We start from the raw sequence: 14,668 nt of genomic DNA, 5'->3' as shown, positions 1-14,668 counted from the left end.
CAGGGCTTTCTCTACTCGAGCGAGCATTTATTTTTCGCTGGAAACGCGGTATATACTGCCCAGCGAGGCCCGCATCGCGCCGCCGGCGCGGCGGGTCCTAACGAAGACTTCGACACGCCGGCGACCCAACACCAATTCGCCCCGGAGAACCCCATGCGTATCCTTGCAGGCTGGAAATGTCGTCTCGTCATGCTGGCGCTGTGCGCCGCAAGCGCCGCCGCGCACGCCGAAGACCAGCTCGCCAAAGTGAAGAAAGCCGGCGAACTGGTGGTCGGCACCGAAATGCAGTTCGCGCCATTCGACTTTCTCGAGAACGGTCAGCAAGCCGGCTTCAACAAGGAGCTGTTCGCGGAGATCGGCAAGGAAATCGGCGTCAAGGTGCGCTTCATCGATCTGCCGTGGCCGAGCGTGCTGCCCGGTCTCGAAGCGGGCAAATTCGATATGGTCGGTGGCCCGCTGACGGTCACGAAGGCGCGCATGGAACGCTACACGTACACGCTGCCCGTCGCCGATGCGACCGACGCGCTGCTCAAGCGCGCGAACGATGCGTCGATCAAGCAATCGTCGGATATCGCGGGCAAGACGGTCGGCGCGGGCAAAGGCACCGCGCAGCTGGACCAGCTGAAGAGCTACGCGGCCACGCTGCCGAAGCAGCCTGAAATCCGCGAGTACGTCGACAACAATCAGGCTTACGCGGACCTCGCGGCGGGCCGCATCGCCGCGGCAGCGAACTCGATGACCAACATCGCGTATGTCGCGAAGCAGCGCCCCGAGATGTTCGCGGTCGTGCAGCCGCCGTTCGGCGCGAAGGTGTACTTCGCGTATGCATTGCGTAAGGACGCCGACAGCAAACCGCTCGCCGACGCGTTCAACGCAGCGCTCGTGAAGATGCAGAAGGATGGCCGCCTCGCCGCGTTGCAGAAAAAGTGGTTCGGTGTCGCGATGGAGATGCCGTCCACGATGCCCACGCCGAACTACTGAGCGTCTTCAACGTGGGCGTCCCGCGTCGTGCAATAGTTTCGCCGTAGCGCGGCGCGCGGCGCCCTTCCCGTTTCCACCGGCCGCGACCCATGTTCAACACGACCGTCTTCGTTCAGGGCCTGCCGCTGCTGCTGCATGCGGCGCTCGCCACCGTCGGCATTTCTCTGACGGGGCTCGTGATCGGATTCTTCGTCGGCATCGGCGTGTGCACCGCGCGGCTGTCGCAGCATCGCGCCGCGCGCCTCGCGGGCGGCGCCTACGTGTTTTTCTTTCGCGGCGTGCCGATGCTCGTGCAGCTGCTGCTCGTGTACTACCTGCTGCCGTTCGCCGGCATCAACGTGTCGCCGATCGTCGCCGCGATCAGCGCGGTGTCCTTGTGCTCGGCCTCGTACATCGCCGAGATTCTGCGCGGCGGTTTTCTGAGCATTCCGCCCGGACATCTCGAAGCCGCGCGCATGCTCGGGCTTTCCCCGCTCGATACGCTGCGGCGCATTCTGGTGCCGCAAGCATTCCGTTTGACGCTGCCGTCGCTCGTCAACGAAATGGTGCTGCTGATCAAGGCTTCTTCGCTGATCTCGGTGGTCGGCGTCGCCGAGTTGACGCGCACCGCGCAGAACATCGCCGCGAGCACTTACCGGCCGCTCGAAGCGTATGTCGCGGCCGGGCTCATCTACTTCGTGATCTGCGGTTCGCTCGCGCTGGTCGCGCATGCGGCCGAACACCGTTTGCAGCACGCCTGAATCGACTCACGTTTAAGCGAACCTCGCCATGCAAACGTTCGACCCGACCGTCATCACGCACAACCTGCAGCCGATCGCCGCCGGCCTGGCGACGACGCTCGGCAGCTGGGCCGCGGGCGTCGCAATCGGTCTCGCGATCGGCTTCCTGATCGCGGTGCTGCAACTGTTCTGCGGACGCTGGCTGCGCGCCGTGTTGCGTGTCTACATCGAGTTGCTGCGCGGCACGCCGTTTCTCGTGCAGCTGTTTCTGCTGTATTACGCTGGCCCGTCCATCGGCCTCACGCTCGAACCGATGACGGCTGGCATCGTCGGCCTCGGCCTCTACGGCAGCGCGTATTTCGCCGAGGCGTTTCGCTCCGGCTTCCAGTCGGTGCCCAAAGGCCATCTCGAAGCGGCGGCGTGTCTCGGACTCACGCGCTGGCAGGCGATCCTGCGCATCCAGGCGCCGCAGATGCTGGTGCTGATCGTGCCCGCGCTGACCAATCTGATCATCGTGTTGAGCAAGGAAACGGCAGTGCTGTCGATCGTCACGGTGCCCGAACTGACGTTCGTGCTGACCGGCATCGGCTCGGCCACCTTCGCTTTCGTCGAAACCCTGCTGGTGCTGTGCGTGTGCTATCTCGCTCTAGTCGAGCTGACCTCGCGCGCGGGCATGTGGGCCGAAGCCCGCCTCGCACGCTTCATGGCATGATTCCGGAACACCTATGAACGCCATCGCCGACATGTCCTCCCCCGCGCAATCTTCCGCGCCGTCCGCCAGCGCAACGGCGAACGCGTCGAATGCCGCGCCGCTGATCGAGGTGCGCGATCTGCGCAAACGCTTCGGCGATGTCGAGGTGCTGCGCGGCGTCGATCTCGAGATCGCGCGCTCGGAAGTGGTCTGCATCATCGGGCCGTCGGGCTCGGGCAAGAGCACGCTGCTGCGCTGCCTCGCCGCGCTCGAAACCTACGATCACGGCGACGTGCGCATCGAAGGCGAACTGCTCGGCTATACCGAGCGCAACGGCAAACGCGTGCGCGCCTCGCAGGGCGAGATCAACCGCGTGCGCCGCAACGTCGGCATGGTGTTCCAGCACTTCAACCTGTGGCCGCACATGACCGCGCTCGGCAACGTGATGGAAGCGCTGCTGCGCGTGCAGCGCCTGTCGCACGACGAAGCGCGCCGCCGCGCGAGCGCGATGCTGGAGACGGTCGGCCTCTCGCACAAGGGCGACGCGTATCCGGCGAAACTGTCGGGCGGTCAACAGCAACGCGTCGCGATTGCGCGCGCACTCGCGATGGAGCCGCACATCATGCTGTTCGACGAACCGACGTCGGCGCTCGATCCGGAGCTGGTCGGCGAGGTGCTGCAGGTGATGAAGCAGCTCGCGCGCGACGGCATGACGATGGCCGTGGTCACCCACGAAATGGGTTTTGCCGCGCAGGTCGCCGACAAGGTCGTGTTCATCGATCAAGGCCGCATCGCCGTGCAGGGCAAACCGCGCGACGTGTTTCACGATGCCGCGCAGCCGCGTCTGCGGCAGTTTCTGCAAAACTACTTCGACCGCAATGCGTTCTGGACGCGCGGCCCCGACGACACCCCGCCCCTATGAGCGCCACCGTTCGCAACAAGCCTCATGGCAAATCGTCCGCCAGCGCGGCCAGCGCCGCGGCCAAAATCGCGCGCGGCAGCGACGAAGCGCCGGCCGCGCGCTACGAGCAGGTCAAACAGCACATTCGCCAGATCATCGGCTCGGGCGAACGCCAGGCGGGCGACCGTCTGCCTTCGGAGCTCGACCTCGTCGCGACGCTCGGCGTTTCGCGCATGACGGTCAACCGCGCGCTGCGCGAACTCGCCGACGCGGGGCTCGTCACGCGCCTATCGGGCGTCGGTACTTTCGTCGCGCCGAACAAGCCGCAGTCCACGCTATTGATGATCGCCCATATCGGCGACGAGATCCGCTCGCGCGGCCACGCTTATCGTTGCGATATGGTGCTGTTGCAGCGCGAGACCGCGTCGGTCACGGTGTCGAACGCCTTGGGGCTGGCGCCGGGCGCTTCGGTGTTTCATGTGATCTGCGTGCATCGCGAGAACGGTCTGCCGGTGCAGCTCGAAGATCGCTATGTGAATCCGGCCGTCGCGCCGGATTTTCTGCAGCACGATTTCTCGGCGCTGAAGCCGTCCGAGTATCTGCTGACGGTCGTGCCGATGCACGATCTCGAACACGTGGTCGACGCGGCGCTGCCGACGCCTGCCGAAGCAGAGCTGCTCGAAATTCACGCCGAAGAACCGTGCCTGACGCTGACGCGCCGCACGTGGACGGGCGGCGTCGCCGTGACGTTCGCGCGTTTCGTGCATCCAGGTTCGCGCTACCGGCTCGGCTGCCGCTTTTCGCCGAATACCTCGCAGCGCCAGGGATAACGCGCGCTTCAGAAACCGTACCAGGGCCTGTTCACGCTAATAACGGGCTTGCGCTGGCCGCCAGAAGGTTTTTTAAAACAGGGGAACGTGCCTTTCCGCCCGTATTGCTGCGTGAACAGGCCCTAGACGGTCCCCGCCAGATGAAAACGCGACGCCGGATGCCATAGCCGCACCGACGTCGCGACGTTCTCGCCGACCCACGTGCGCCGCCACAGCAGCAGACACGGCTCGCCGATATCCATCATCAGATGACGCCGCACATAGGCCTCGGGCTTTTGCGCGTAGATGCGAAACTCGGCGCGCTGCACGGGCGCGAGCCGCACCATGTAGTGATTCGGCGTTTCGACCGAGAAGTCCTGCTGCAGATATTCAGGGAACACCTTCGGATTGACGAAGCGGTCCTCGTACTGGATCGGCTCGCCCTCCTCGCTGTGCACGATGCACGAATGAAACGCGGGACCGTTCGCGAGACCGAGCGCTTCGAGCGCATCGGCGTCATCGCTCGGTTCGAGCGTCAGCACGCGCGCCGAATGACGATGACCGCGCGCGGCGATTTCATCGGCGATATTGCGGATCTCCAGCACCGTAGATTCATACCGCTGCGGCGCGACGAAGGTGCCCGAGCCTTGCACGCGCGTGAGCACGCGCTCGGCGGTCAGCTCGCGCAGCGCGCGCGACACCGTCATGCGCGCGACGCCGAACTCCTTGACCAGTTCCGTTTCGGAAGGGATCAGCCCGCCCGGCTTCCATGCGCCTTCGCTGATGCGCTGAAGCACGTAGCGTTTGATCTGCTCGTAGGCGGGCATCGCCTTGACCGGCGTGTCGCGATCGCGATCGCGATCGCGTTCGGCGGAATGCTGTTTCTGCTCGGCCTGTGCGGCGGGCGCTATACGCGCCTGTGTCGTTGTTTTCACTCCAAACCTCATCGGTGGTTCGCCGGTGGTACATGAGGTACACCGTGGCCGGTTCTCCGACGGCCGGGCCCAATCTTACCCGGTTCGACGCTGGCAGACGGCTGGAACGCGCTACCAGATAAACGGCACGAAACGGTAACGCACACGAGCCATGTATTGGGTGTAGCCATCGAGCTGCCCGGCGAGCAGCCGCTCCTCGCGCACCGCGCGCCAGCCCATCCCGTACGCCATCACGGGCAGCGCCACCAGCCCCCACCACGAGCCGAGCATCAGCGGCGTGCCGACGAAGAACACCAGCGCGGCCGCGTACATCGGATGACGGACGTACGCGTAGGGCCCGGTGTCGGCGACCTTGTGCCCGCGACTCGACTGAATCTTGACCACCGGTGCGGCATAGCTGTTCGCGCGAAACACGAACCGGCACATGAAGATGCACAGGAACACGCACAACGCGCCGAGGCCCATGAGCCACGACGGCAGAGGCGCGGACCAGCGAAACCGCATCGCGTCGAAACCCATCAGGATCAGCCAGCCGCACCACGCGGCCCCGATCGCGGCCATGAACACACGATCCCAGCGGCTCTGCTGCGCCTGCACGAACGGCGCGAGCCGCTCCGCGAGCAGCGCGGGATCATGACGCGCGAGCCACAAGCCGAGCCACAGGCTCAATACCGCCAGCTCGAACAGATACCACCACGCTGCCGGCCACGCGAGCGTGCCGGCCGCGCCGAACAGCAGCACGCCCATGAAAACCAGCCACGCCAGCGATTGCAGGATCAGACGTGCGACCATCGCGGCTCCCTTGAGCGGTCGGCTCATGCGGCCTCATCGCGCGTGCGCACGCGCTCGAACACGTCGGCGATATCGATGTCCTCCAGATTCAAGCCGAAACGCTCACGCAGACAGTCGGCGAGTTCGGCGGCGCTCGCAAGGCGCCGTTCGTTGACGATCTGCCCTCGTGCGTCGCGCTCGTTGAACTGATCGTTGAATAGCGCCAGGCGCAGTTCGGGCAACACGCGGCACGCCAGCAGGTTATGAACGAACTTCGAATCCGGTGACGTCGACGTGTACCAGTTCGAGGTTTCATAGTCGATCCACTCGACTGCGCGCAGATCGACGTGATAAACGCGGGTCCAGCTCTCGTCCGGCGCCAGCACCTCGAGATAGACGGTGTCGCGCCCCGCGTCGGCGAGACGGAACGTGCCGAGCGGAATCGGCTGCGCGAGGCCGGCGGTCAGCCGCAGCGGCGCGGTCAGCGTCACGGCGCCGAAGCCGACGTCGGCGATCCATTCGTCGCCGTCGATATCGACGCGCAGCACCATATGCGTGCGCGGCGAGATCGTGCCGGGGTCGCGGCCCCACACGACGCGCGCAAGCATCGGCGTGACCTTGAAGCCGAGTTGCATCAGCACGTTCGCGAACAGAATGTTCTGCTCGAAGCAGTAGCCACCGCGCTTTTCGGTCACGAGCTTGCGTTCCACGGCTTCGAGCTCGAGCCTGACGGGCCGGCGCGTCAACGGGTTCAGGTTCTCGAACGGGATCGCGGCGGGATGGAGCCGGTGAATCGCCCGCAGCACGTCGAGCGTGGCCGCGCGCGGGCCCTGATAGCCGATCCGGGCGAAGTAGTTTTCCAGATTGATGGTGTGGGACATCGGCGGAATTCCGGTTGGGTTGCGGGTTCGACGCGATCATAGCGGCTTTCGGCGCTGAATCGACCGCGCGCGGGACGAAGCGAAAACGCGCCTACAACCCCTTCAACGCCGACGTCGCGATCGACGGCACCGTAATGCCGTGGCTCGATGCGAACTGCACGGCCGAGCTCAGCGTCGACATCAGCGACTGCAACTGACCCGGCGCCGATTGCGCGATATACGAAGCGCTTTGCGCGGTCTGCGGATTGAGGCCCGATTGCAGCAGCGACGACGGACTCATCTGACCGAGGCTGCCGAGCCCCGACTGCAAGCTCGAATACTGGCTCACACCCTTGCCGAGCGACGACAGACCCTGCGTGAACGCTTCCTTGTTGACCGGCGTCGCAGACGCGCCGCCACTTGCATGATTCGCGAACGCATCGGTCAGCTTCTGCGACAGCGACTGCTGGGTGCTGCCGACCTGCGTCAACTGACTGACCGACGGCGCGCCGCCGCTGAGCAGCCCCGCCGCCTGCTGCGCCTGGCCGGCGGCACTCGTCATGCCCATCGCCGACGCGAGGCTCGACTGTCCGCTCAGCACCTGCTGGTTCGCGCCCACGTAACTCTGCAGCAACTGCGACACGCCGCCCGACGACGCCCCGGCACCCGCCGCGCTATCACCGCCCCCGCCGATGCCGAACTGCTTCAGATTCAACTGCGCGTGCGCTGCGCCGCCCAGCAACAGACCACCACTCACCAGCAACGAAACCAGAAGAATGCGCTTGCCCATTTCTACCTCCTTACTTTGACTTTCGGGGTGACTCGTGCGCTTCGACACCTCGCCGTTTCACACGTTCGGCCTGACTACATCAATACGTTTTCATTACGCGCTAATGAATGCCTGCTTACGTCCTCATAAAGTTTAGGCACAGTCCGTAAATCCGGGAATTACATGCCAGCAATCTTGTTGCGAATCGTTCTCATTTGTGTTGACTACCGCAATCCGCCTGCGTACGATCACGCCATCAGCCGCTTTGGCAGCCTGGGACAACACGCGATGTCGCGCAAGGCAGTCGCAGATTGATCACATCGGTCGAAACAACACTCATAAGGATTTCGATGAAGTTCGCTCAACTCAATGGATCGCGTGCCAATGCGCGTCCGGTTTGCGACTCTTCCGCAGGTCCCGGCGCAACTCATCGTACGCGTTTGCCTTCGATGCGGCGCGTCGCACTGTGCACGGCCTTCGCGTGTGCCTCGTTGACCGCCCACGCGGCGCTGGCCGAAGCCAATCCCGATGCGAACCCCGAAGCGCCCGAGGCCGACCTGAACATTCAGGCGACGCAGACCAACCAGTGGACGGGCCTCTGGAACCGCCAGCAATTGCTCGGCGACATGGGCGGCCTGCGTCCGTGGCTCGGCAAGTACGGCATGACCTTCACGCTGACCGAAACCAGCGAAGTGCTGGCCAATCTGCGCGGCGGTCTCGCGCGCGGCGTCAACTACGACGGCCTGACCACCGCGACCTTGCAGATGGATACGCAAAAGGCGTTCGGCCTGCCGGGCGGCCTCTTCAACGTCAGCGCACTGCAAATTCACGGCGCGAACCTGAGCGCGAACAAGCTCGGCACGTTGAATACCGCGAGCGGCATCGAGGCCGACGACGCGACGCGTCTGTGGGAGCTCTGGTATCAGCAGTCGTTCCTGAACAAACGCGTGGACGTGAAGATCGGTCAGCAGAGTCTCGACCAGGAATTCATCACGAGCACGTATGCGGCCCTGTTCCTCAACACGATGTTCGGCTGGCCCGCGCTGCCCTCGTACGACATGCCGTCGGGCGGTCCCGCCTATCCGCTCGCGGGTCTCGGCGTGCGCGTGCGCGGCCAGATCACCCCTTCGTTGACCGCGCTTGCCGGCGTGTATTCGGGCGACCCGCTCGGCAACGACCCGGACAACATGAGCGGCACGAACTTCAACCTGCATAACGGCGCGTTGTGGATCGGCGAGTTGCAGTACTCGATCAACCAGCCGGCCGAAGGCGAAATGGTCGGCATGGGCGGCCGCGGTCTGCCGGGCACCTACAAGCTCGGCGTCTGGTACAACACCAACAAGTTCGCCGATCAGCGCTACGACAACATGGGGCTGTCGCTCGCGAATCCGGCGTCGACCGGCATTCCGGTGAATCACAGCGGCAACTACAGCTTCTATGCGGTCGCCGATCAGATGGTGTGGCGCCCCGATTCCGACGCACCACGCAGTCTCGGCGTGTTCGCGCGCGTGATGGGCGCGCCGGGCGACCGCAACCTCGTGCAAGTCGCGGCCAACCTCGGCGTCGTGCTGAAGGCGCCGTTCAAGGGCCGTGACAACGACAGCGCCGGTCTCGCGCTGACCTACATCAAGGTCGGCAGTCACGTGAACGGACTCGACAAGGACTTCCTGGCATTCAACGGCAGCCCCTACGGCGTGCGCACCAGCGAAACCACGCTCGAGGCGACCTACCAATATCAGGTCAATCCGTGGTGGCAGTTGCAGGCCGACGCGCAATACACGTTCAACGCCGGTGCGGGCCAGAACCCGAACGACCCGACGCAGCCGCTGCGCAACACCTTCGTCGTCGGCGTGCGGACCAATATCAACTTCTGACGCCGCCCGCCGCGCGCTTTCATCCTCGCAGGCACATGCCACCCCACGCAACCGGACCAGCACTTCCCATGCTTTCTATCGTCGCCGCCACTCCCGCTTTGTGCACCCGCACGGAGGCCCAATCGTGAATCAACTTACGCGCAAGCTTGCGGCGCGCGCCGCGCGAGCCCTGCTCGCCGCGATGGCCGGCGCCGCCGCTCTCACGATGGCCGCCAGCGCGCAGGCCGAGCCGCAAGGCTTCCTTGAAACGATCAAGCATCACACGACGCTGATCAACACCGTGCCGGATAACGGCGACCAGAATCCGTACGCGCTCGTGGTCGCGCCGGTCAGCGCGGGCACCGTGAAGAAAGGCGACGTGCTGGTCGGCAACTTCAACAACTCGACGAACCTGCAGGGCACCGGCAGCACGATCATCGACTATCACCCGGACACCAGACAGATGACGGTGTTCGCGACCGTGCCGCGCGATCTGAAGGAATGCCCGGGCGGCATCGGCCTGTCGACCGCGATGACGATGCTGAAGTCGGGCTGGGTGATCGTCGGCAGCACGCCGAGCAACGACGGCACGACCGGCACCAAGGGCGCTGGCTGCCTGATCGTGATCGACCCGCAGGGCAAGATCGCGTCGACGATCTCGACGCCGAACATCAACGATCCGTGGGGCAACATGGCGGTCGTCGACAACGGCACGAGCGCAACGCTGTTCGTCAGCAACGCGGGCTTCGGCGTCGGCGGCGCGCAAGGCAATCCGCCCGTGTTCAAGCAGGCCACCGTGCTGCGCCTCGATCTCGACGTGCCGGAAGGCAAGCCGCCCGTCGTGAAGCAGGAAACCGTGATCGGCAGCGGCTTCGGCGCGCAGGCCGACAAGGGCGTGTTCCTCGTCGGGCCGACCGGCCTTGCGCTATCGGACGATCAGAAGCTGCTGTACGTGTCCGACGCGATTGGCAACCGCATCACCGAGATCGACGATCCGCTCACGCGCGACAGCAGCGCGGGCGTCGGCCGCCAGTTGACCGCCGACGGCCTGCTGCATCGTCCGCTCGCGATGGTCACCGCGCCCAATGGCCACCTGCTGGTGACCAACGCGTTGAACGGCCAGGTCGTCGAGATCGATCCGGCGACCGGCAAGCAGCTGTACGCACGCTGGATCGATACCGACAAGGCGCAATCGCCCCCCGGCAACGGCGACCTGTTCGGTATCGCGATGACGCCGGAAGGCGACGGCTTCTACTACGTCGAAGACGACGTGAACACGCTGGTGCTCGCGAAGTAGGCGGCACCCAGGTTTCAGGAAGATGAACTGACCATGACAAACGATCACCCCCCACGGCCGTCACGACGCGGCTTCCTGAAGGCGGGGGGCGCGGCGGTCGCCGCCGGCGCGAGTCTCGGCGCTGGCCTCGCGACCTCGCCGCCCGCGCTCGCGAAGGCGCCCGCGCATAGCGCCCAGAACGCCGATCCGCAGTTCGCGGCCGAGCCGTTCTACGGTCCGCATCAAGGCGGCATCGTCACGCCGCAGCAGAGCCACACCTACGTCGCCGCGCTCGATCTGACCACCGACAAGCGCGACGAAGTGATCGCCCTGCTGCGCACGTGGACCGAAGCAGCCGCGCGCCTGACGCAAGGCGGCACGGCCTTCGCGCTGGCCGCCGGCGACGGCGGCGGCGACCAGGCCGCCCCCGATTCCGGCGACGTGCTGGGCCTCGGCCCGAACGGTCTGACGATCACGTTCGGCTTCGGCCCCGGCCTCTTCACCAAGGACGGCAAGGACCGCTACGGGCTTGCGTCGCGCCGCCCCGCCGCGCTCGTCGATTTGCCGCGCTTCAACGGCGATCAGTTGATCAAGGAGAAGACCGGCGGCGACCTGTTCATCCAGGCGTGCGCGAACGACGCGCAGGTTGCGTTTCACGCGGTACGCCAACTGACGCGCCGTGCCTACGGCGTCGCCGCGATGCGCTGGGGCCAGGCCGGTTTTCTGTCCGGTCCGCGCGCTCAGACGCCGCGCAACCTGATGGGCTTCAAGGACGGCACCAACAATCCGTCGACCGCGAAGCCTGAGCCGATGAACCAGTTCGTGTGGGCTCGCGCCACCGACGACGCGCCGTGGATGGAAGGCGGCACCTACACGGTCGTGCGCCGCATCCGCATCACGCTCGAACACTGGGACAACACCGAGCTCGGTTTCCAGGAACAGGTGTTCGGCCGCCACAAGTACAGCGGCGCGCCGATCGGCAGCAAGAATGAATTCGACGCGGTGGATCTGAAGGCCGAGGACAAGGACGGTAACCCGGTGATCCCCGAGAACTCGCACGTGCGTCTGTCGAATCCGGCGAGCAACAACGGCGCGCAGATTCTGCGCCGCTCGTATTCGTACAACGAAGGCACGAACTTCTATATCGAGCGCTGGCCGCCGTGGCGCCAGGAAACCGAGTACGACGCGGGGCTGATTTTCATCGCGCACCAGAGCGACCCGCGCACCGGCTTCATCCCGATCAACGACCGGCTCGCGAAGTTCGACATGATGAACCAGTTCACAACCCACGTCGGCAGCGCGATTTTCGTCGTGCCGCCGGGCGCGAAGCCGGGTTCGTATGTCGGCGCGGGGCTGTTCGAGACGTGATGCAGCAAATGAAGCACGCCGGGCGTGCAGCGCCTGGCTCACTCAACACAATCAAAACGGACTTCTGCAACATGGCTCATTCCTGGTTTGCCACCCGTCTGCGCGCGCTCGGCAGCATGGCCGCGCTGTCGCTCACCGCGCTCGCGACGATGCCGTCGGCGGCTCACTCGGCGTCGATCACGCTGTACAACGCGCAGCACGAGCAGGTCGTCAATCTGCTCGCAAAGGAGTTCGAAAAGGAGTCGGGCATCTCGGTAAAAATCCGCAACGGCGAAGGCCCGGCGCTCGCCGCGCAGATCGTCGCGGAAGGCGCGGCGTCGCCCGCCGACGTGTACTTCACGGAGAACTCGCCGGAGCTGATGCTGCTCGAGGAAAAAGGTCTGCTCGCGAAGGTCGACGAAGCGACGCTCGGCACGGTGCCGGCACGTTTCAATTCGCCGAGCGGTGTATGGGTCGCCGTGACCGCGCGCGAGAGCGTGCTCGCATACAACACGACGAAGCTGCAGCCGTCGCAACTGCCGCAATCGGTGTTCGACCTCGCGAAGCCTGAATGGAAAGGCAAGGTCGGCATCGCGCCGAGCGACGCCGACTTCCTGCCACTCGTGAGCGCGGTGCTGGCCCTGAAGGGTGAAGAGCAGACGCTCGCGTGGCTGAAGGGTCTCAAAGCCAACTCGCAGATCTTCGACGATGACGAAGGCGTGGTCGCCGCGGTCAATCGCGGCGGGGTCGCGACCGGTCTGATCAACAACTACTACTGGTCGCGTCTGCATGCGGAAATCGGTGATGCGAAAACCCGCAGCGCGATCTATCACTTCGGCCACGGCGACGCCGGCGCGCTCGTCAACGTATCGGGCGCGGGCGTGCTGAAGTCCGCGCATAACGCGGACGGCGCGCAGAAGTTTCTCGCCTATCTGGTCAGCGAACGCGCACAGCAGCTGATGGCCAACAGCCACGTGATGTTCGAATATCCGCTGCACGCGGGTGTCGCGCCGGACCCGATCCTCAAGCCGTTTGCCGAACTGACTCCGCCCACGCTGACGATCCAGCAGCTCGGCGACGATAGTCACGCCGGCAAGCTGCTACGTCAGGCAGGCCTGCTGTAAATGAGCGAAGCACTGTCAGCCGGTCCGCCGGCTGTCCCCCCAGCCCCGGCGCGCGGGCGGACGCGCGCGCCGCGCGGCCTTTTTGCGGCGGCAGCACTCAGCGCTTTGCTGGTGCTGCTGCCGATTGCGTTTACCTTCTGGCGCGCGGCGAGCTTCGGGATCGGCGACGCGCTCGATCTGATCTGGCGGCCGCTCGTCGGCGAGTTGCTCGTCAATACGGTGTTGATCACCGTCACGACTACCTTCGTTTGCGCGGTGATCGGCACGGCCGCCGCGTGGTTCGTCGAGCGCACGCATCTTCCCGGACGGCGCGCGTGGGCCGTGCTGTGCGCCGCGCCGCTCGCGATGCCGGCCTTCATTTCGAGCTATGCGTGGGTGTCGTTGAGCGAGGACTTGCAGGACTTCAACGGCGCGTTGCTGGTCTTGACCTGCGCGTATTTTCCGCTCGTCTATCTGCCGGTCGCCGCCGCGCTGCGCGGCATGGACCCGGCTCTCGAAGAAAGCGCACGCGCGCTCGGCTGCAACCGCTGGACGAGTTTCGCGCGCGTCGTGCTGCCGCAACTGCGGCCGGCGCTGCTCGGCGGCATGCTGCTCGTCGCGCTAGGCGTGCTATCGGAATTCGGCGCGTTCACGCTGCTGCGCTTTCATACGTTCACCACGCAGATCTACGCGGAATTTCGCACCAGCTTCGACGGCGGCGGTGCATCGTTGCTCGCGTGTCTGCTGATCGTGATCTGCCTCGTCGTGCTTGCGTTCGAGTTTCGCGTGCGCGGTGCAGCGCGCTATGAGCGCGTCGATCGCGGCACGCGCCGCGCGGTGTTGCGCTACGAACTCGGCGGGTGGCGCTGGCTCGTCATCGCGGGCTTTGCGCTGCTGACGCTTGCGACGCTCGGCGTACCGCTCGGCATGATCGGCTTCTGGCTCACGCAGCCGGGCGCGGCCGCCGTGACACCCGCCGACGTATCGCCCGAACTGCTGTGGAACGCGACGTGTTCGTCGCTGGGTTTCGGCCTCGCGGCCGCCGCGCTGACCACGTTGCTCGTGGTGCCGCTCGCGTTTCTGCTGGTGCGTTATCCGACGCGTTTCGCGACGCTGTTCGAGCGCACCGTGTTTCTCGCGCAGGGCGTGCCTGGGCTCGTGATTGCGCTCGCGATCGTCTCGCTCGCCGTGCATGCGCTGCAGCCGCTCTATCAAAGCGCGACGCTGCTGATCGTCGCCTACGCGATCCTGTTCATGCCGGTCGCGCTCGTCAGCGTGCGCGCGGCATTCATGCAGGCGCAGCCGCGCCTCGAGGAAACCGCGCGCGCGCTCGGCCTTGACTGGACGCAGACGCTCGTGCGCGTCGTGCTGCCGCTCGCGAGCCCCGGGCTCGGCGCTGCCGCGGCGATGGTGTTCATCTCGGTCGTCACCGAACTGAACGCGACGCTGCTGCTGTCGCCGCTCGACACGCAAACGCTGGCGACCCAGGTGTGGGCCGACACGTCGACGATGGCGTTCGCCGCGGCCGCCCCGTATGCGGCGCTGCTGACCGGCATCTCGCTGTGCGCGTCGGGGCTGCTGTTCGCGCTGCTCGGCCGCTCGGCGCTGCCCGGTGAGCACGGCTGACACGCGCCGGCTTTTTCATCGCTGCTT

14 protein-coding genes are annotated in these 14,668 nt (G+C 65.5%); 10 read left to right on the top strand and 4 right to left on the bottom strand.

Translation table 11 applies throughout. From position 1 onward, the window contains the following. Positions 1 to 153: 153 nt before the first annotated feature. From OKW28_RS15010 to hutC (OKW28_RS14990), 5 genes are all read left to right on the top strand, one after another. Positions 154 to 981, top strand: a complete 828-nt coding sequence (locus tag OKW28_RS15010) for a transporter substrate-binding domain-containing protein (RefSeq protein ID WP_429446662.1) — start codon at positions 154 to 156, stop codon at positions 979 to 981. Between the two features lie 89 nt (positions 982 to 1,070). Then, positions 1,071 to 1,721, top strand: a complete 651-nt coding sequence (locus tag OKW28_RS15005; RefSeq protein ID WP_176105687.1) for an amino acid ABC transporter permease — start codon at positions 1,071 to 1,073, stop codon at positions 1,719 to 1,721. Between the two features lie 28 nt (positions 1,722 to 1,749). Next, a complete protein-coding gene (locus OKW28_RS15000; RefSeq protein WP_429446660.1) occupies positions 1,750 to 2,412 on the top strand; it encodes an amino acid ABC transporter permease in 663 nt (220 codons plus the stop codon). Between the two features lie 13 nt (positions 2,413 to 2,425). Beyond that, a complete protein-coding gene (locus OKW28_RS14995; protein ID WP_429446658.1) occupies positions 2,426 to 3,313 on the top strand; it encodes an amino acid ABC transporter ATP-binding protein in 888 nt (295 codons plus the stop codon). Beyond that, positions 3,310 to 4,122 carry a histidine utilization repressor gene (hutC, locus tag OKW28_RS14990; protein ID WP_184038599.1) on the top strand — a complete coding sequence of 271 codons (813 nt, stop codon included), beginning with the start codon at positions 3,310 to 3,312 and terminating at the stop codon, positions 4,120 to 4,122. Before OKW28_RS14995 ends, hutC (OKW28_RS14990) begins: the two co-directional genes overlap by 4 nt. A gap of 122 nt (positions 4,123 to 4,244) precedes the next feature. On the opposite strand, the gene hutC (OKW28_RS14985) is transcribed toward hutC (OKW28_RS14990), so the two are convergent. The 4 genes from hutC (OKW28_RS14985) to OKW28_RS14970 all read right to left on the bottom strand — a co-directional run bounded on the left by hutC (OKW28_RS14985) (position 4,245) and on the right by OKW28_RS14970 (position 7,457). Further along, on the bottom strand, positions 4,245 to 5,036 hold the full coding sequence (gene hutC / locus OKW28_RS14985; RefSeq protein WP_429446657.1) for a histidine utilization repressor: 792 nt from the start codon (positions 5,034 to 5,036) through the stop codon (positions 4,245 to 4,247). A gap of 111 nt (positions 5,037 to 5,147) precedes the next feature. After that, positions 5,148 to 5,828 carry a methyltransferase family protein gene (locus tag OKW28_RS14980; RefSeq protein WP_429446989.1) on the bottom strand — a complete coding sequence of 227 codons (681 nt, stop codon included), beginning with the start codon at positions 5,826 to 5,828 and terminating at the stop codon, positions 5,148 to 5,150. 23 nt (positions 5,829 to 5,851) lie between these two features. Further along, on the bottom strand, positions 5,852 to 6,688 hold the full coding sequence (locus OKW28_RS14975) for an arylamine N-acetyltransferase family protein (protein WP_429446655.1): 837 nt from the start codon (positions 6,686 to 6,688) through the stop codon (positions 5,852 to 5,854). 91 nt (positions 6,689 to 6,779) lie between these two features. After that, complete coding sequence (locus tag OKW28_RS14970; RefSeq protein WP_429446653.1) at positions 6,780 to 7,457, bottom strand: hypothetical protein; 678 nt, start codon at positions 7,455 to 7,457, stop codon at positions 6,780 to 6,782. Between the two features lie 329 nt (positions 7,458 to 7,786). On the opposite strand from OKW28_RS14970, the gene OKW28_RS14965 reads away from it, so the two are divergent. From OKW28_RS14965 to OKW28_RS14945, 5 genes are all read left to right on the top strand, one after another. Continuing rightward, positions 7,787 to 9,310, top strand: a complete 1,524-nt coding sequence (locus OKW28_RS14965) for a carbohydrate porin (RefSeq protein WP_429446651.1) — start codon at positions 7,787 to 7,789, stop codon at positions 9,308 to 9,310. A gap of 181 nt (positions 9,311 to 9,491) precedes the next feature. Further along, entirely contained in the window at positions 9,492 to 10,586 is a 1,095-nt protein-coding gene (locus OKW28_RS14960; protein ID WP_429446987.1) for a hypothetical protein, read from the top strand. A 33-nt stretch (positions 10,587 to 10,619) separates the two neighbouring features. Beyond that, the gene (gene efeB / locus OKW28_RS14955) at positions 10,620 to 11,933 is read left to right on the top strand and encodes an iron uptake transporter deferrochelatase/peroxidase subunit (protein WP_429446649.1); all 1,314 of its coding nucleotides are present in this window, start codon (positions 10,620 to 10,622) and stop codon (positions 11,931 to 11,933) included. Positions 11,934 to 12,004: 71 nt separating this feature from the next. Next, positions 12,005 to 13,036 carry an iron ABC transporter substrate-binding protein gene (locus tag OKW28_RS14950; RefSeq protein WP_429446648.1) on the top strand — a complete coding sequence of 344 codons (1,032 nt, stop codon included), beginning with the start codon at positions 12,005 to 12,007 and terminating at the stop codon, positions 13,034 to 13,036. After that, positions 13,037 to 14,641 carry an ABC transporter permease gene (locus OKW28_RS14945; protein WP_429446646.1) on the top strand — a complete coding sequence of 535 codons (1,605 nt, stop codon included), beginning with the start codon at positions 13,037 to 13,039 and terminating at the stop codon, positions 14,639 to 14,641. It abuts the gene before it with no gap. Positions 14,642 to 14,668 lie beyond the last annotated feature (27 nt).

Source organism: Paraburkholderia sp. 40 (assembly GCF_050434105.1).
Lineage (GTDB): Bacteria > Pseudomonadota > Gammaproteobacteria > Burkholderiales > Burkholderiaceae > Paraburkholderia > Paraburkholderia tuberum.
This window is presented reverse-complemented; position numbering and strand designations above follow the sequence as displayed.

Bases quoted from the DNA above. Each gene is read 5' to 3' on its own strand.
- OKW28_RS15000 (WP_429446660.1), top strand. From the start codon at position 1,750: ATGCAAACGTTCGACCCGACCGTCATCACGCACAACCTGCAGCCGATC.
- OKW28_RS15010 (WP_429446662.1), top strand. From the start codon at position 154: ATGCGTATCCTTGCAGGCTGGAAATGTCGTCTCGTCATGCTGGCGCTG.
- hutC (WP_184038599.1), top strand. From the start codon at position 3,310: ATGAGCGCCACCGTTCGCAACAAGCCTCATGGCAAATCGTCCGCCAGC.
- OKW28_RS14960 (WP_429446987.1), top strand. From the start codon at position 9,492: ATGGCCGGCGCCGCCGCTCTCACGATGGCCGCCAGCGCGCAGGCCGAG.
- OKW28_RS14975 (WP_429446655.1), bottom strand. From the start codon at position 6,688: ATGTCCCACACCATCAATCTGGAAAACTACTTCGCCCGGATCGGCTAT.
- OKW28_RS14945 (WP_429446646.1), top strand. From the start codon at position 13,037: ATGAGCGAAGCACTGTCAGCCGGTCCGCCGGCTGTCCCCCCAGCCCCG.
- OKW28_RS14980 (WP_429446989.1), bottom strand. From the start codon at position 5,828: ATGGTCGCACGTCTGATCCTGCAATCGCTGGCGTGGCTGGTTTTCATG.
- OKW28_RS14995 (WP_429446658.1), top strand. From the start codon at position 2,426: ATGAACGCCATCGCCGACATGTCCTCCCCCGCGCAATCTTCCGCGCCG.
- OKW28_RS15005 (WP_176105687.1), top strand. From the start codon at position 1,071: ATGTTCAACACGACCGTCTTCGTTCAGGGCCTGCCGCTGCTGCTGCAT.
- OKW28_RS14965 (WP_429446651.1), top strand. From the start codon at position 7,787: ATGAAGTTCGCTCAACTCAATGGATCGCGTGCCAATGCGCGTCCGGTT.
- OKW28_RS14950 (WP_429446648.1), top strand. From the start codon at position 12,005: ATGGCTCATTCCTGGTTTGCCACCCGTCTGCGCGCGCTCGGCAGCATG.
- efeB (WP_429446649.1), top strand. From the start codon at position 10,620: ATGACAAACGATCACCCCCCACGGCCGTCACGACGCGGCTTCCTGAAG.
- OKW28_RS14970 (WP_429446653.1), bottom strand. From the start codon at position 7,457: ATGGGCAAGCGCATTCTTCTGGTTTCGTTGCTGGTGAGTGGTGGTCTG.